The 14,709-nt window shown below is 58.0% G+C and carries 13 protein-coding genes; 7 read left to right on the top strand and 6 right to left on the bottom strand.

Translation table 11 applies throughout. From position 1 onward, the window contains the following. Positions 1-62: 62 nt before the first annotated feature. From L861_RS17695 to L861_RS17715, 5 genes are read right to left on the bottom strand one after another with little or no spacing between them, the layout of a single operon-like run. Positions 63-1,310, bottom strand: a complete 1,248-nt coding sequence (locus tag L861_RS17695; protein WP_016418015.1) for an alginate lyase family protein — start codon at positions 1,308-1,310, stop codon at positions 63-65. A gap of 46 nt (positions 1,311-1,356) precedes the next feature. Further along, on the bottom strand, positions 1,357-2,256 hold the full coding sequence (locus tag L861_RS17700) for a polysaccharide lyase (protein WP_201766428.1): 900 nt from the start codon (positions 2,254-2,256) through the stop codon (positions 1,357-1,359). 33 nt (positions 2,257-2,289) lie between these two features. Beyond that, on the bottom strand, positions 2,290-3,900 hold the full coding sequence (locus L861_RS17705) for a PilZ domain-containing protein (RefSeq protein WP_016418017.1): 1,611 nt from the start codon (positions 3,898-3,900) through the stop codon (positions 2,290-2,292). A gap of 38 nt (positions 3,901-3,938) precedes the next feature. Then, positions 3,939-5,507: a glycosyltransferase gene (locus L861_RS17710; RefSeq protein ID WP_016418018.1), complete on the bottom strand. Its 1,569-nt coding sequence runs from the start codon at positions 5,505-5,507 to the stop codon at positions 3,939-3,941. A 12-nt stretch (positions 5,508-5,519) separates the two neighbouring features. Then, positions 5,520-6,869 carry a UDP-glucose dehydrogenase family protein gene (locus tag L861_RS17715; protein WP_016418019.1) on the bottom strand — a complete coding sequence of 450 codons (1,350 nt, stop codon included), beginning with the start codon at positions 6,867-6,869 and terminating at the stop codon, positions 5,520-5,522. Positions 6,870-7,466: 597 nt separating this feature from the next. Here L861_RS17715 and L861_RS17720 point away from each other — a divergent pair. From L861_RS17720 to L861_RS17750, 7 genes are all read left to right on the top strand, one after another. Beyond that, positions 7,467-7,934 carry an SUF system Fe-S cluster assembly regulator gene (locus L861_RS17720; RefSeq protein WP_016418020.1) on the top strand — a complete coding sequence of 156 codons (468 nt, stop codon included), beginning with the start codon at positions 7,467-7,469 and terminating at the stop codon, positions 7,932-7,934. Positions 7,935-7,988: 54 nt separating this feature from the next. Further along, complete coding sequence (sufB, locus tag L861_RS17725; RefSeq protein WP_016418021.1) at positions 7,989-9,431, top strand: Fe-S cluster assembly protein SufB; 1,443 nt, start codon at positions 7,989-7,991, stop codon at positions 9,429-9,431. 102 nt (positions 9,432-9,533) lie between these two features. After that, positions 9,534-10,286 (top strand): Fe-S cluster assembly ATPase SufC, encoded by a 753-nt coding sequence (gene sufC, locus L861_RS17730; RefSeq protein ID WP_016418022.1) that lies wholly within the window; start codon positions 9,534-9,536, stop codon positions 10,284-10,286. Further along, complete coding sequence (sufD, locus tag L861_RS17735) at positions 10,283-11,632, top strand: Fe-S cluster assembly protein SufD (protein ID WP_016418023.1); 1,350 nt, start codon at positions 10,283-10,285, stop codon at positions 11,630-11,632. Before sufC ends, sufD begins: the two co-directional genes overlap by 4 nt. Before the next feature lie 2 nt (positions 11,633-11,634). Continuing rightward, the gene (locus tag L861_RS17740; protein ID WP_016418024.1) at positions 11,635-12,876 is read left to right on the top strand and encodes a cysteine desulfurase; all 1,242 of its coding nucleotides are present in this window, start codon (positions 11,635-11,637) and stop codon (positions 12,874-12,876) included. Positions 12,877-12,908: 32 nt separating this feature from the next. After that, entirely contained in the window at positions 12,909-13,472 is a 564-nt protein-coding gene (sufT, locus tag L861_RS17745) for a putative Fe-S cluster assembly protein SufT (RefSeq protein WP_027947869.1), read from the top strand. A gap of 31 nt (positions 13,473-13,503) precedes the next feature. Beyond that, a complete protein-coding gene (locus tag L861_RS17750; RefSeq protein ID WP_027947868.1) occupies positions 13,504-14,220 on the top strand; it encodes a SanA/YdcF family protein in 717 nt (238 codons plus the stop codon). A gap of 21 nt (positions 14,221-14,241) precedes the next feature. Here the strand turns inward: L861_RS17750 and L861_RS17755 are convergent, their stop codons facing one another. Next, positions 14,242-14,682, bottom strand: a complete 441-nt coding sequence (locus L861_RS17755) for a hypothetical protein (RefSeq protein ID WP_016418027.1) — start codon at positions 14,680-14,682, stop codon at positions 14,242-14,244. Positions 14,683-14,709 lie beyond the last annotated feature (27 nt).

Below are 14,709 nucleotides of genomic sequence, written 5' to 3' on the forward strand. Positions count from 1 at the left end.
GGGGTTGCCTTGGATCAATTGAAATGGGGTCTCTGGTGTTGGATCGAGGTCGTCACCTTTCATCAGTTCGCGGAGATACCCTTGAATGCTGCCGTTTCCTGTTTCTCCTCATCCATGACGATATGTTGTTGTGCCTCGGGATCCATGAAATACAGCGTCATGTAGCCGCCGGCACTGCGGTTGTAGACCGGACGGACCGTTTCCAGGAAGTCGGCGACTCGCGGGTCGTGGAAGCGCGACTGATAGATCTCCATCCATGAGAAATACTGTTCGTCCTTTAGAAATCCTGTGTATTGCTCGAGGGGTGCCATGTCACCGAGATTGATAGGGTTCTCGAGAATACTCATGGCGAAATCGACGGCGTCGTGAATGGTGTGTCCATTGATCTGTAAATTGAAAATGTCGTAGCCCTGGCGGGCAATGACTTGCATGTTGGTAATCAAGTACAGCAGGGCATAGTTCTGGTAGTGCGTGGCACGACGCCCACGCTTCACTTCGAGAGGGAAGGCGCCTGCCTTGGTCATGTCGTGCAGTGCTGAGTAGATGGCACTGACACCGAATTGGAACAATTCATCATCTTCCGTGAGGACGCCTACCATGCTCGCGTAGAGAGCTCGACGGTAGAAATGGTTATTGCAGCAGCTATTGTTTTCCAGACCGGGAATGGCGACATGCTTGTGTGAGAGGCGACTAAGCCAGTCTTCGATGCGTTTGCGTTCTTCCTGCATGCCCTCGATGTCGGGGCGAATCAGGGAATAGGCCATGGCCGCAGCGAAGATCATCGATTCGGTAGCGAACCAGGCTTGGGGCTGGCTGGGATCGTAAAAGAAGTTCATCAGGGCATCGTTTCTGGCCCAGTAATCAAGAAAGGTAACCAGGCATTCGGCGTAATAGATATCGTCGCTAGCGATATAGGCGCCGGCGAGTTGGGACACGGTGTCCTCGAACTGGAATAGAGGCTCCGAGGCAAGCTCCCATTCCTCTGGGCTGGGGTAGTAGCCCGGGATACGCAGTCGAGTGGTGATGGGAGGAATGGCCAGCATTTGTTTACAACTCGGCCCTTGTTTCAGTTGATCCTGTTCTTGCAACAGGAGGGAGTTGTTGGTGCCGCGCAGTAATGCCCTGCGTTCGTCGACATCGATATAGGAGGCATCCGGCGCTGTGACCGTATACTCGGAAAGGTCCAGTGCTTCCCGTTCCTCCAAGGTCATGGCAGATGTCGACGATGCACCGGCAAGCAGGCAGGCCAAGCTTGCCGATAGGCTCAGCCGCCAAATGGCCTCTAATGAGAAAGCACGTAACAAATGCATGGGAGATCGCCTTTCTACTGAAATCATGCGGTTAATCCGCTAGTCGTCATTGGGCCGGTGCATAGAACCGGAAGGCGGCGAAATCGATGGTCTGGTCCCTGGGCGTTCGCCAATCCTCTCCGTCGCCACCGAAGAAAGTGGAGAACATCAAGCCGTCGATCGCGACGTTCTCTGTCGTGCGATAGACGATGCCTTGCTGTTCGAGAATCGGCCGGCCGTCGATCCAGACGCGAGCCACGCCGTCTTCCTGATCGGGGGTATTGAGAATGATCTCCTGTTCGATGGTGACCCACTGCCCCGTCGGGAAATGCCACAGCCCCCGGCCTATTGAGGCTCCATAGTCCTCATCGGTATTGACCACGTATTCGTAGAGTTCGCCTTGGCCGCCCTCGCGCCACATGAAGCGCATCGAGAAGCCATTCTCACCATCGGCTTCGGTTCCACCACTGGGGGCTTCACCGCCATAAAGGCCGGGTAGCTTGCCGCCCTTGACGAAATCGAAACCTGGCTCGAAACGCACTTTGTATTGCAAGCAGGCGCGATCACTGGGGGGCGCCTTGGAATAGAAGCCAGCACCGCCTTCCTCGGTATCGCTGGGAGACGACGTTCCTTCCGGATACAGCACTCGCATGCCGGGTTCGCCGAGTCCTGTGGCGTCGGATGAGAGGATTTCCACGTTATCCTCGGTTCCCCAGTCGCTTTGGGTGCCGAAGCCTTGACGAACGGCATCCTGTGGCGTGTCGCTATCCAGGGCCGGAACGGGACTGGCGATCAATGGATAGCGCTCGGAACAGGGCGTTACCTGTGGAATACCCAAGTCACCATTCTCCACGTCTTCGGCTAGCGCCAAGGGGGCAGTCATGGCTGTTACGGTCGTGGCTGCCAACAAGGCAGCGGCGGTAGTGTGACGGCTAGGTGATGTCTTGGGATGTTGTCCGGGCATCATGACCTCCTTTGGTCGCTATAAAGACACTGGTGTTCAGCCCGCCTCTTGCTGCGGGTCGTCGCCCAAGGCGGCCCGATAGATGCGATCGACGAACTGGATCACAGCGCGAGTTCCTTGCCATATCCACTCCGAGGTTGCGCTCAGCATCGGCGTTTCGGCGAAGCGCACGTCGACCGGCTGGCCTACGCTTTCCGCAGGCAAGGGGGTTTCCGGCACCAGCAAGACGCTGGCGACGTTTTCCTGCTGGCGTACCCAGCGAGGGAAACCGGCACGTGGTTGTCGTTCGATATCCAGTGCCACGTTGCGCACTTGAGCGCGAATGGGCTCCGAAGCGTAGGGGAGGGCGATATAAGCCGTCTGGTCAGGTTCGATGCGGGCAATGTCGCGCATATGCACCAACGCTTCGACCAGCACGTCATCCTCCTCCGTGCGTATCAACGTCATGATGCGTTCGCTCTCGTTGATATAGGTGCCGCTGGCGCTACTCAATGCCCAGGCCACCAGGCAGTCGCAGGGGCTGGCTATTTCGTTCATCGACATGCGCGCCTTGAGTGCGCTGACACGTGAGCTTTCATAGTCGCGGGCAGTTTCGAACTGGTCGATACGCGCTCGTGCGATTTCCGGCGAGGCCGTTTCGAAATTCACTGTGTCGCCGCTGGCGGGTTGGGTCGAGTTGACCAGACTGACTTGCTCGGTTCCCCCGGTTTCCAGCGTCTGTTGCAAGTTCTTGATCAACTGGTTGTTGTAGCGGAATGATGCCTCCGCCAGGATCAGATCGGATTGCAGGTCACTGTTGTGAACCGAAGTCAGGTATTGATCGCGCTCGACGCGGTCGCCGGCTTCCAACTCATGCTCCTCCAGAATCCCAGCCCCTGGTGCGCGAATATCGATACGCGGGGCGGTGACCGCCGCGAAGCTGGGCTCGATGAGCATGAAGTTGCGATATATCGTCGCCGCCGAGACCAGCACCAGCACGCCGGCAGCGGCGAACAACGCGGCATAACGTCCCCACGGCTTGGGAGGCCGGGAAGTGGCGGGTAGTTGACGGCTCGCAGTACTGCGCTTGCGGGGCGTCTGGGGGTCCTCGCTGCCGATCAGATTCTCGATACTGGCGTGCTGGCCGCTAAGGTAGGCGCGGATCACGCGGCGCAGCAACTCGCGCTGCGGCGCTTCAATGGAGGTGATCTGGAACGCCAGTTTGAACGTGCGGCCATCTTCCGCCGGTTCACAGCGCACACAACGGGCTTCGAGCGGTACGTTGAGTTCGGCCGCTCCGGCTTCCAGCAGCAGTGAGGCTGAAACCGCGCTACCGGGCTGCAATGGCGCGTTGCTGTAGAGGGCAAAGCCCCCTAGGGAAAGGTTAGCCCCGGTCAGTATGCTTCCATCATCGATTTTGACGTGGAAGGGCGGGGAAACGCGTACATGACGGCGTTCGTCCCGGCGCTCATGGGCCAGCTTGTCATCGGTGGGCCGGGCCACCTCGGAATGCGTGTCGGTAGCCGGTGTCGTTTGCTGTTGTCGGCGCTCGCGTTCATTGCCAGTGGCACTAGCAGCGTCGGAGTCGCTTCCCAGGGGGCGCCGTCGACTTCCCAACGTGGGTTCGGTACGACTGACGCCATCGGTGTCGGAATAATGATCAGACATGAGTCAGCTTCTCCTTGAATGAGTGACTGTGGGCGGCGTCAATGGGGGAGTATTCCCCAGTCCGTCAGGACGGTCAGGGAGACCACGTCAGGCGGCAAAAGCACGCCTGTCGTGATGATCAACACGAATGCCATGACGCTGAAATAGATGCCATGGATGAAATGTCCCATCAGCCGCTGGCGGCGAGCGGCCTGGGGGTCGTCGGGTTCTCCGGTGGAAATACCTTGACGCGACCATTTTTGACGATTGAAACGAAAGCTCACATAGGATTTGAGCAGCGCACCACCGACCTGGTTGTAGTAGATCAAGGGAATCCACAGCAGACTGAAACGACCCCGCTGCCAGGCCAGGACAAGAGTGGCGATACTGCGTGTGAACAGGATCCACAGCAGATAGGCGAAAATGAACGAAGGCCGGACGAACAAGGTCACGAGCACTGCTACCGTAGGCCCAACCAAGGTGGTCCACATCGAAAGACGCTGGTCGACCAGGCTCCACCAGGTGAACATCCCCATAGGGCGTGGTCCCAGCTTGATCGCACGATCGCTGGTCCGCAGCATGTTGCCGTACCAGCGGCGCATTAGCTCGATGGTCGATTTGAAGAAACGCTTGCGATCGGGCAGTTCCTCGAAGCCGGAAACGTACACATCCGGGATGTAGCGCATCCTCCAGCCGCGTTGGAGCAGCCAGTACCAGGTCGATTTGTCGTCACCGGAAAGAAACTTGAAATTGCCGAAGCGCCAGTGCTCTACGTGGTCATTTTCAACCAACTCGATGAAGCTCGGTGTTGTCGCCAAGTCAGCGCGGAAGGCACTGTAGCGTCCGGTCAATACCAGCAGGCGGTTGGAAAGTGACATCGAGCTCATCACCAAATGGCGCTGAGCGTAACGTAGGTCGTACCACTCCTTGGTGGCGTCGTCGCCAGTCACGATGGCGTTGTTGTTGGTGGTCAGGGCCCCCAACTCGCTGTCGCTCATGAAGAACGATAAGGACTTTTCCAACGTTCCGGGTTCCAGACGTATGTCGCCATCCATCGATACCAGCAGCGAATTCCGTGTAGGCATGCAGCGTGAGACGGCACGTAGGACTTCCGCCATGGCTGAGCGCTTGCCGTCGCCGCGTTGGAACATGTAGCGGATCTCGATGTTGTCCGGCCAACCGTTATGATCCAGGACATGCTCGATCACATCGACATCGGTGCGATCCGAGATGGCGGCGAAAATCGTCGTCGGTGCGCCATAGTCCTGGGCTTCACGCACGAGGGCATCGTAGACGGCAAAGCTGATTTCGGGTTCGATGCGATAGGAGGTGCACAGCACATAGAGAGCGTCTGGGCGCTCTATCGCTCCTACTGCGTCGGCTTCGGCCCGCAGTTGGGGAAAGACCCGCCGGTTGTACCAAACCGAGCGCAGTGCCTGAACGAACCACCACGAATAGCGCCAGATTCCGATGATGCCGATGACGAAGAAGAAGCGCTGTGAATTGGGCGAAAAGATATCCTTGGGCAGCTCGGCGAGTAGCACGACCAACAGAGCTAGCCCTAGGAGTAGGGTGGTGAACTCCGTCGCCCAACTGGCGACGGAGGGTTTGGGTATCGAATGTGCCATGACAGACGACCCCTAGGCCATAACGGAAAGGTGCACGGAATCCCCACGGCCCACGGCGTAGTAGCGAAGGCCGGCCGCCTTGACGATATCGGGATCGAACAGGTTGCGACCGTCGACCAGCACAGGCGATGCCAGGGTCTCACGCAGGGCCTCGAAGTCCATGGCACGAAATGCTTTCCACTCGGTGCAAATCACCAAGGCATCGGCGCCTTCCAGTGCTTCGTTACGATGTTGACAGAGTCTCAGGTCATCCCGTTGGCCATAGATACGATGGCATTCGTCACTGGCCTCAGGGTCGTAGGCCTGAACCTTGGCACCGGCTTCCCACAATGCTTCCATCAATGTGCGACTGGGTGCTTCGCGCATGTCGTCGGTATTAGGCTTGAAGGCCAACCCCCAGATGGCGATGGTCTTGCCCTTCAGGTCATGGTCGAAGGCGTTGGATACTTTGTTGAAGAGTTGCCCTTTTTGACGATGGTTGACCGTTTCCACCGCTTCGAGCAGCGCCGACTCATGACCAAGGCTTCGTGCTGTACGCGACAGGGCCTGAACATCCTTGGGAAAGCATGAGCCCCCATAGCCACAGCCAGGGTAGATGAAGTGGTACCCGATACGTGGATCGCTGCCGATACCATGGCGCACTTGCTCTATATCAGCTCCCATACGCTCTGCCAAATGAGCGATCTCGTTGATGAAGCTGATCTTGGTGGCCAACATGGCATTGGCGGCGTACTTGGTGAGTTCGGCGCTGCGCACGTCCATGAAGATCAGTTTGTCCTGCAGGCGACTGTAAGGGGCATAGCATTCCCGCATGGCGCGCTTGACGCGCTCGGAGTCCGTGCCAACCACCACGCGAGACCCCTTGGAGAAGTCTTCGATGGCCGCGCCTTCCTTGAGGAACTCAGGGTTCGAGCAGACATCGAACGCCAGTTCCGCACCTCGTCCCGCCAGGGTTTCAGCAATTGCAGCTTGCACCTTGTCCGCCGTACCGACGGGAACGGTCGACTTGTTGATGACGATCTTGTAGTCCTTCATGTTCATGCCGATGGTGCGTGCCACGTTGAGAACATATTGCAGATCGGCACTACCATCCTCGTCGGGAGGTGTTCCTACCGCGATGAACTGAAGTAAGCCGAAGTCCACGGCCGCTGCGGCATCGGTGGTGAAGCGCAGACGACCTTCTGCGAGATTATGCTGAATCAGCGTCTCCAGGCCCGGCTCATGAATGGGTACCTGGCCGTTCTTGAGTCGCGCGATCTTGTCGCTGTCGACATCGACGCAGATGACATCATGGCCAACATCGGCGAGGCAGGCTCCAGTCACCAGGCCTACATAGCCTGAGCCAAAAATTGTGATCCGCATTATGGGGCTCCTTGCTCATTGATCGCCCGCAACATGTCGGACGCCTGGCATAGGCGACCGTCACGTCACGGCGATAGAGGTGTCCATTGGCATCCACTAACACCAAGGTCTATGCCAATACCATGCCGGCAATAGGCTTTTTTATTTGAAAACAGTGTTTTGTTGCTATGGATCAGCGATGGAGATAAAGCACTGTGGGTTGCCAGAGTCGGTTTTGTGTCGCCATGAAGAGACACTTTTGCTGATCGACCCAAGATTGTTGACAAAACAGGGAGTTACCTTGTTGCCAATTGGCAACAAATTCCTTGTCAATAAGTTATAAGTAATTGTTTTTTATGTGATTTAGGATTTCTTGGCTGTCTTGTGCGGCCCTTTGGGGATTTTCCCTGCATTTTCATCCATCTAGGAGGACAAGCGATAATCTTTTCAAATGGGAATGATTGCTGTTTTTGGTGCGAACGGTGTCGATCATGCCGGTATCCTTGCCCCACTTGCCGAGAAGAGGGTTGCCCTCTTCACATCGTCTTTATACAGGACTAAAATGGTCCCCAATTGAAATGCAAGGTAGACAATGCACATAGTGGGGGTTGTGCCGGCATGTTGAAGATGTCTCGGTTGACCGATTATGCCGCGGTGGTGATGGCCCAGATCGCCCGCCATCCCGAGCAACCACATGCCGCAACGGAGCTGGCGGAGGCCGTCCAGCTGCCGCACCCCACAGTCAGCAAGACACTCAAGATGTTGGTGCGTGCCGGTTTGCTCGAGTCACAGCGTGGTGCCCAGGGTGGTTATCGGCTCGCACGTCCGGCATCACAGATCACTGCCAGTGACATCATCACTGCCATTGAAGGGCCGGTAGCGATGACCGAGTGCAGCCATGCCGATGGTGAGTGCGAACTGGTTGCCACCTGCGGTGTGGCTGACAACTGGCAGCGTGTGTCGTTGGCGGTGCGTACTCTGCTCGACAGCGTGACGTTGGCGCATCTTGCGCAGACCACGCCGATAAAACTGCCGGTGCAATTACCCATACAGACCGTGACGCTGGCCGCTTCCAGCGACATCTGAACGACATCACCCGAGCAAGGCTCGATCGAAACCGCCCGGGAGGGGGAGATACCAATGGCAAGTCAGGAAATGGAACAGCTTGTCCGTCGCGAATACAAGCAGGGCTTCGTGACCGACATCGAAAGCGATACCATGCCGCCCGGCCTGGACGAGAACACCATCGCCTTCATCTCGCACAAGAAAGGCGAGCCGGAGTGGATGCTCGAATGGCGGTTAGATGCCTATCGCCAGTGGCTGAAGATGACGTCGCCGTCCTGGGCGCACCTCGATTATCCGCCCATTGATTATCAGGCGATCTCCTATTACAGCGCGCCCAAGAAGCCCGAGGATAGACCCCAGAGCCTTGATGAGGTCGACCCCAAGCTGCTCGAGACCTATGAGAAGTTGGGGATCCCTCTGCATGAGCGAGCGGCACTTGCTGGCGTAGCAGTAGACGCGGTATTCGACTCGGTATCGGTGACCACCACTTTCAAGGAGAAGTTGTCCGAGGCGGGGGTCATCTTCTGTTCGATCTCCGAGGCAATCCGCAACTATCCGGAGCTGGTCAAGCAATATATGGGTACTGTGGTACCCAAGGGCGATAACTATTTTGCCGCGCTCAACTCGGCGGTATTCACCGATGGTTCTTTCGTGTTCGTGCCCGAGGGCGTGACCTGTCCCATGGAGCTGTCCACTTACTTCCGCATCAATGCCGCCAACACCGGCCAGTTCGAGCGCACCTTGATCATCTGCGAGAAACAGGCCCAAGTGTCCTATCTGGAAGGCTGCACCGCTCCGATGCGCGACGAGAACCAGTTGCACGCTGCGGTGGTCGAGTTGGTGGCGCTGGAAGATGCCTATATCAAGTACTCCACGGTACAGAACTGGTATCCGGGCGACGAAGATGGCAAGGGCGGTATCTACAATTTCGTTACCAAGCGCGGCGATTGCCGTGGCGATCGCTCGCGGATCAGTTGGACCCAGGTCGAAACCGGTTCGGCGATCACCTGGAAGTACCCATCCTGCGTGTTGCGCGGTAAGGACAGTGTCGGCGAATTCTACTCCGTGGCGGTGACAAACAACCGTCAACAGGCCGATACCGGGACCAAGATGATCCATATCGGTGAGAACACCCGCTCGACCATCGTCTCCAAGGGCATTTCCGCCGGTCGTGCCAACCAGTCTTATCGTGGCTTGGTGAAGATCGGCCCGCGGGCAAAGAATGCACGCAACTTTACCCAATGCGACTCGCTGCTGATCGGTGACCAGTGCGGTGCACATACCTTTCCCTATCAAGAGATCGGCAACAGCACTGCCACCGTCGAGCATGAGGCGACGACCTCCAAGATCGGTGAAGACCAGTTGTTCTACTGCCAGAGCCGCGGTATCTCCGAGGAGGACGCTGTCAACATGATCGTCAACGGCTTCTGCAAGGACGTATTCCAGGAGTTGCCGATGGAGTTTGCCGTTGAAGCCGAAGCGCTGCTGAATGTGACACTGGAAGGCGCCGTGGGTTGAGGGAACGGCTGCGCGACGCCCGTACGGCGTCAGAGGCTGGTTCGATAAAGATCAAATTTTCAGGGGTCGCTGCGGCGGCTCGTCAGAATCAAAGGTATCAATATGCTCGAAGTCAAGGATCTGCACGTCACGGTGGAAGGCAGCGAAATCCTCAAGGGCCTTTCGCTGACGGTCAATGCCGGTGAAGTCCACGCCATCATGGGACCCAATGGAGCAGGCAAGTCGACCCTCTCGGCAGTGATTGCCGGTAAGGATGGCTACGAAGTGACCAGCGGTTCGATTACCTTCGAAGGTCGCGACGTGCTGGAGATGGAGATCGAGGAGCGCGCCCAGGCTGGGTTGCTGCTGGGTTTCCAGTACCCGGTGGAGATCCCCGGTGTGAAGAACATCTATCTTCTCAAGGCAGCACTCAATGCCCAGCGAGTGGCCCGAGGCGAGGGCGAGATTCCGGCACCGGAATTCATGAAGCTGGTCAAGGAGAAGATCAACTTCATGAAAATGGATTCCAGCTTCCTGCAACGCGCCGTCAACGAGGGTTTCTCGGGCGGCGAGAAGAAGCGCAACGAGATCCTGCAGATGCTGGTGCTGCAGCCCAAGCTGGCGATGCTGGATGAGATTGACTCCGGGCTCGATATCGATGCCATGAAGGTGGTGGCGCAAGGGGTCAATTCATTGCGCGACCCTGAGCGTGGCATCTTGATCGTGACCCACTATCAGCGCCTTCTCGACCATGTCGAGCCGGACGTCGTGCATGTGCTGGTCGATGGCCGTATCGTCAAGAGCGGTGACAAGGACCTGGCGCTGGAACTGGAGTCTCGGGGTTACGACTGGCTTGTGGAGGAATCCGCCGCATGAGCGAAGAGCAGACCTTTCTCGACGCCCTGAAAGCTCGCGAGTCGGCGCGTGACGTTGCTGAGCCGACCTGGGTCGCTGCTCGCCGGCAGGCAGCGAGTGCGCGTTTCGAGGCGGTGGGTTTCCCGACCAAGCGCAATGAGGCCTGGAAGTACACCGATGTGCGTGCCATCGCGCGTGGTGACTTCGCTCTGGCAACCGATGCGGAATTCTCCAGGGCGTCTGCCGCGGCGCTGACACTACCCCTCGAGGCACTACGACTGACGTTCGTCGACGGGATTTTTTCCGCGCCATTGTCGGATCTTTCCGAATTGCCGAAGGGTGTGATCATAGAACCACTGTCGCAAGCTCTGGAAACCAATCATGAAGCGGTTGGGGCGGTGTTAGGGCGTCTTGCCGGGGTTGATTTCTCGCCTTTCAGCGCCCTGAATACTGCCTTCGCCGAGGAGGGAGCGGTGATCCGCTTCGCCCCCGGGACAGTGGTGGAAAAGCCGATCATCATTCAGTTCCTTTCGCGGGCCCACGAACGGCCGGTGATGAGTCATCCGCGCGTACTGATCGAAGCTGGGGCTCGTAGCGAGGCCACCGTGCTCGAACACTATGTGGGAGAAGCGGAAGCGGCCAATTTCACCAATGTGGTGTCGGAAGCCCTGCTTGCGCGTGGTGCCATCCTGACTCACTACAAGTTACAGGAAGCGCCACTGGGTGATCTGCATATTGCCAGCCTACATGTCGATCAAGGACGCGATAGCCGTTTCACCTCGTTCAACCTCAACTTGGGTGGCGGGCTGGTGAGAAACGATATCGTCGCCGACCTCAACGCCGAGGGTGCCGAGGCTCAGTATTACGGGCTGTTTTTTGCTCAGGGACGCCAGCACGTCGATAACCATACTCTGGTCAATCACAATGCGCCCCACACCTTTTCGCAGGAGAACTACAAGGGCATTCTCGATGACCGTGCGCATGGGGTATTCAATGGCAAGGTCATCGTCAAGCGCGACAGTCAGAAGATCGAGGCGCATCAGAACAACGCCAATCTGTTGCTTTCCGATCGCGCCGAGATCGATACCAAGCCGGAACTCGAGATCTATGCCGACGATGTCAAGTGCTCGCATGGGGCGACTACCGGCCAGCTCGATGAGGAAGCCGTCTACGCCTTGCGCACCCGTGGCATCGATGAGCAGACGGCTCGAGGCCTGCTGACCCTGGCCTTTGCTGGCGAGGTGATGGAGGTGGTCAAGCTCGACGCCGTGGCTGAACGAGTCGAACTGGCGGTGGCAGGTAAGCTACCCGAACGTTTCAACCTGGCTGGGTTGGTCGAGGCCGCAGTGGCCCTTGGGGAGGAATGATCATGACAGCCCTCAAGGAACTGACCCTGGATGTGGTAAAGGTTCGTGCCGATTTCCCGATCCTCGAGCGGGAAGTTCATGGCAAGCCGTTGGTGTATCTGGATAATGCCGCCACTAGCCAGACACCTCGGCAGGTGATCGCCACTTTCGACGATTACTACGGACGCTACAACGCCAACATTCATCGTGGCTTGCATACCCTTGCCGACGAGGCGACGGCGGCCTACGAGAGGGTGCGCGAAACGGTACGGGTCTTCCTCAATGCCCGTGAGCGGCGTGAGATCATCTTCACTCGTGGCACCACCGAAGCCATCAACCTGGTGGCCAATGCCTGGGGACGTGCCAACCTCAAGGCCGGCGACGAGGTACTGGTGTCGTTAATGGAACACCATTCCAACATCGTCCCCTGGCAGTTGCTCGCCGAGCAATTGGGTATCGTGATCAAGGTGATCCCGGTGGATGAGCGTGGCGTGCTGGAGCTGGAAGCCTATCGTGACCTGTTCACCGAGCGCACACGTCTGGTGGCGGTCAATCATGTGTCCAATGCCTTCGGCACCATTAATCCGGTGCAGGAGCTGGCTGCCATCGCGCATGAGCATGGCGCGCTGATCCTGATCGACGGCGCGCAGGCAGCGCCTCACGAACCGATTGATGTGCAGGCTATCGATGCCGACTTCTATGCCTTCTCCGGCCACAAGGTCTATGGCCCCACAGGCGCCGGTGCTCTATATGGCAAGGCGGCGCTGCTCGAGGCGATGCCACCCTGGCAAGGGGGGGGCGAGATGATCAAGACGGTGTCCTTCGATGCCGGGACGTCATTCGCCGACATTCCTCACCGATTCGAGGCCGGTACACCGGCGGTTGCCGAAGTGATCGCACTCGGCAAGGCACTGGAGTGGGTATCCGGCATTGGGCTGGAACTGATTGGTGCTTGGGAACAGCAGTTGCTGACACATGCCACTGAAGCGCTTTCACGCATCGATGGGCTACGTATCCTCGGCACGGCACCGCACAAGGCCGGCGTGATCTCCTTTGTGGTCGACGGTGCCCATTCCCAGGACATCGGTCTGCTGATCGACCAGTTGGGTGTGGCGATCCGTACCGGCCATCACTGCGCTCAGCCTCTGTTGAACCACTTCGGCGTTGATGCCACCTGTCGGGCGTCCTTTGCTGCCTACAACACTCCAGAGGAGATCGACATCTTTGTCGATGCTCTCGAGCGGGTGATCGGCATGGTTCGTTGACGTCACGTAGCGGAGGAGAGTGAATGGCAGCCATGGAACAGATCGAAGGGCTCTACAAGGGCCAGCAACTGCCGCTACAGCGGGATGTGGAGGTCATCTCCATTCCCTTCGGCAAGCCCGTCACGCTGACAGAAGACAGCGTGGTTTCGGTGATGCAGGCCAAGGGAAGTTCGGTGAGCATCGCCTTTGAAGGGCGATTGTTCCTGGTCGAGGGAGCCAACCTCGATGCCCTGGGTCTGGAAGCCATGCCGCGTCCGTCACTGTCCGAGGACGCCAGTGAAGACGAGATCGAGCAGTTCGTGTGGGATCAGTTGCGCACCTGTTACGACCCTGAGATTCCGGTCAACATCGTCGATCTGGGACTGGTCTATGGCTGCCGTATCGAACGGTTGTTGTCAGGCGAGCGTATTGTCACCATTCGTATGACGCTTACCGCTCCTGGCTGCGGCATGGGGGAAGTCATCGCCGCCGATGCGCGTAACAAGATACTGGGCGCGCCTCAGATCTCCAGGGTGCATGTGGAAACCGTATTCGACCCGCCTTGGAGTCGTGAGATGATGAGTGAAGAGGCGCGGCTTGAATTGGGCATGTTCTAGACAGCCGCACAGCCCGGAGTGAGGAAGGCGGATGCGGCAGAGGCTGCTGAAACTACTAAGGGGGTTGTTGATGTCGCTGGGAGTGGTTGCACTTCTGGCGATATTGCTGTCTGTGGGCGCGAATCTGTGGATTCTGGGCAAGACCCAGTCGCGCATCGAGCATGACCTTCTGGCATGCGGGACTGCACCGGTGGGGATCGTTTTCGGTACCTCATATTGGAACCGAGGTGGTGGGCGTAACCCGCATTTCGAGGCTCGTATGCTTGCCGCCTCGCGGGTGATCGGGGAGCGCCGGGTCAAACATTTGCTGCTTTCCGGTGACAATCGTACGCGTTCCTATAACGAGCCGATCACGATGTGGCGCGACTTGCGTGGCCGCAAGGTGCGCGATGAGGACATGACTCTCGACTATGCTGGTTTCAGCACTTTCGATACCTTGGTGCGTTCGCGGGATGTCTTCGGGGTAGAACGGGCTGTGCTGATCACTCAGCCTTGGCACTTGCCGAGAGCCATGTTCATTGCCGATGCCCTGGGACTGGAAGTCACCGGTTGTGCGGCACCGTCCGAGCACGTGCCGGGAGTATGGCGTTTGAAGGCTCGGGAGTGGTTGGCACGCCTGGCGACAGTGGGTGACCTGTATGTTTGGAAGCGCCAACCCTATTTCCTGGGACCGAAGGAACCACTGCAGATCGCACCTTATCCGGGCGTCAGGCCGCCTCGCTACGAGACCCTGGATTTGCCCGACTGACGAAGTGAGAAGCTGGTTGGCTCAGCGGCGTCGCTTCTGCAGTTTATAGAGTTCACGAATCAGTGCCCTGCAGCCTTTCCAGCAGCGCTCGAGGACCGGCTCGATGGGTTCGGGCAGAGGGTGGGTGTAAAGTGTGGCCATGGCCTGCATCAGCACGCGCTCCTGTTCGAGCAGTTCGCCGATCAGCACTTGGCTGTCGTTGCCGACGAAGCTCTTCAGACGGCTCCACAGCCACAGATAGTCGTCGCGTTCGACATCAGCATCGCGGGGAAGCATACGGAGGTGCTTCTTGGCTAGCTCCTGCAATTCATGCATCGCCTCACTGCGAGCCTCATAGTGCGGCTTCAGTGTTTCGCGCAGCGATGGGCGCAGGCGATCAAGATTGTCCTGGAAATAGTCGAGACTGTCGGCCAGCGCTTCCAAGACGCTGTCCATCGCCACTTGGCGATTATCGAGAAACATGAGCGGTCACCTCCTCCGGTGACGCTG

The sequence above is a fragment of the Litchfieldella anticariensis FP35 = DSM 16096 genome (assembly GCF_000409775.1).
GTDB lineage: Bacteria > Pseudomonadota > Gammaproteobacteria > Pseudomonadales > Halomonadaceae > Litchfieldella > Litchfieldella anticariensis.

Excerpts from the sequence above, each read along its gene's own strand:
- L861_RS17695 (WP_016418015.1), bottom strand. The coding sequence starts at position 1,310 with ATGCATTTGTTACGTGCTTTCTCATTAGAGGCCATTTGGCGGCTGAGC.
- sufT (WP_027947869.1), top strand. The coding sequence starts at position 12,909 with ATGGAACAGATCGAAGGGCTCTACAAGGGCCAGCAACTGCCGCTACAG.
- L861_RS17700 (WP_201766428.1), bottom strand. The coding sequence starts at position 2,256 with ATGATGCCCGGACAACATCCCAAGACATCACCTAGCCGTCACACTACC.
- L861_RS17710 (WP_016418018.1), bottom strand. The coding sequence starts at position 5,507 with ATGGCACATTCGATACCCAAACCCTCCGTCGCCAGTTGGGCGACGGAG.
- sufB (WP_016418021.1), top strand. The coding sequence starts at position 7,989 with ATGGCAAGTCAGGAAATGGAACAGCTTGTCCGTCGCGAATACAAGCAG.
- L861_RS17750 (WP_027947868.1), top strand. The coding sequence starts at position 13,504 with ATGCGGCAGAGGCTGCTGAAACTACTAAGGGGGTTGTTGATGTCGCTG.
- sufD (WP_016418023.1), top strand. The coding sequence starts at position 10,283 with ATGAGCGAAGAGCAGACCTTTCTCGACGCCCTGAAAGCTCGCGAGTCG.
- L861_RS17715 (WP_016418019.1), bottom strand. The coding sequence starts at position 6,869 with ATGCGGATCACAATTTTTGGCTCAGGCTATGTAGGCCTGGTGACTGGA.
- L861_RS17705 (WP_016418017.1), bottom strand. The coding sequence starts at position 3,900 with ATGTCTGATCATTATTCCGACACCGATGGCGTCAGTCGTACCGAACCC.
- L861_RS17740 (WP_016418024.1), top strand. The coding sequence starts at position 11,635 with ATGACAGCCCTCAAGGAACTGACCCTGGATGTGGTAAAGGTTCGTGCC.
- L861_RS17755 (WP_016418027.1), bottom strand. The coding sequence starts at position 14,682 with ATGTTTCTCGATAATCGCCAAGTGGCGATGGACAGCGTCTTGGAAGCG.
- L861_RS17720 (WP_016418020.1), top strand. The coding sequence starts at position 7,467 with ATGTTGAAGATGTCTCGGTTGACCGATTATGCCGCGGTGGTGATGGCC.
- sufC (WP_016418022.1), top strand. The coding sequence starts at position 9,534 with ATGCTCGAAGTCAAGGATCTGCACGTCACGGTGGAAGGCAGCGAAATC.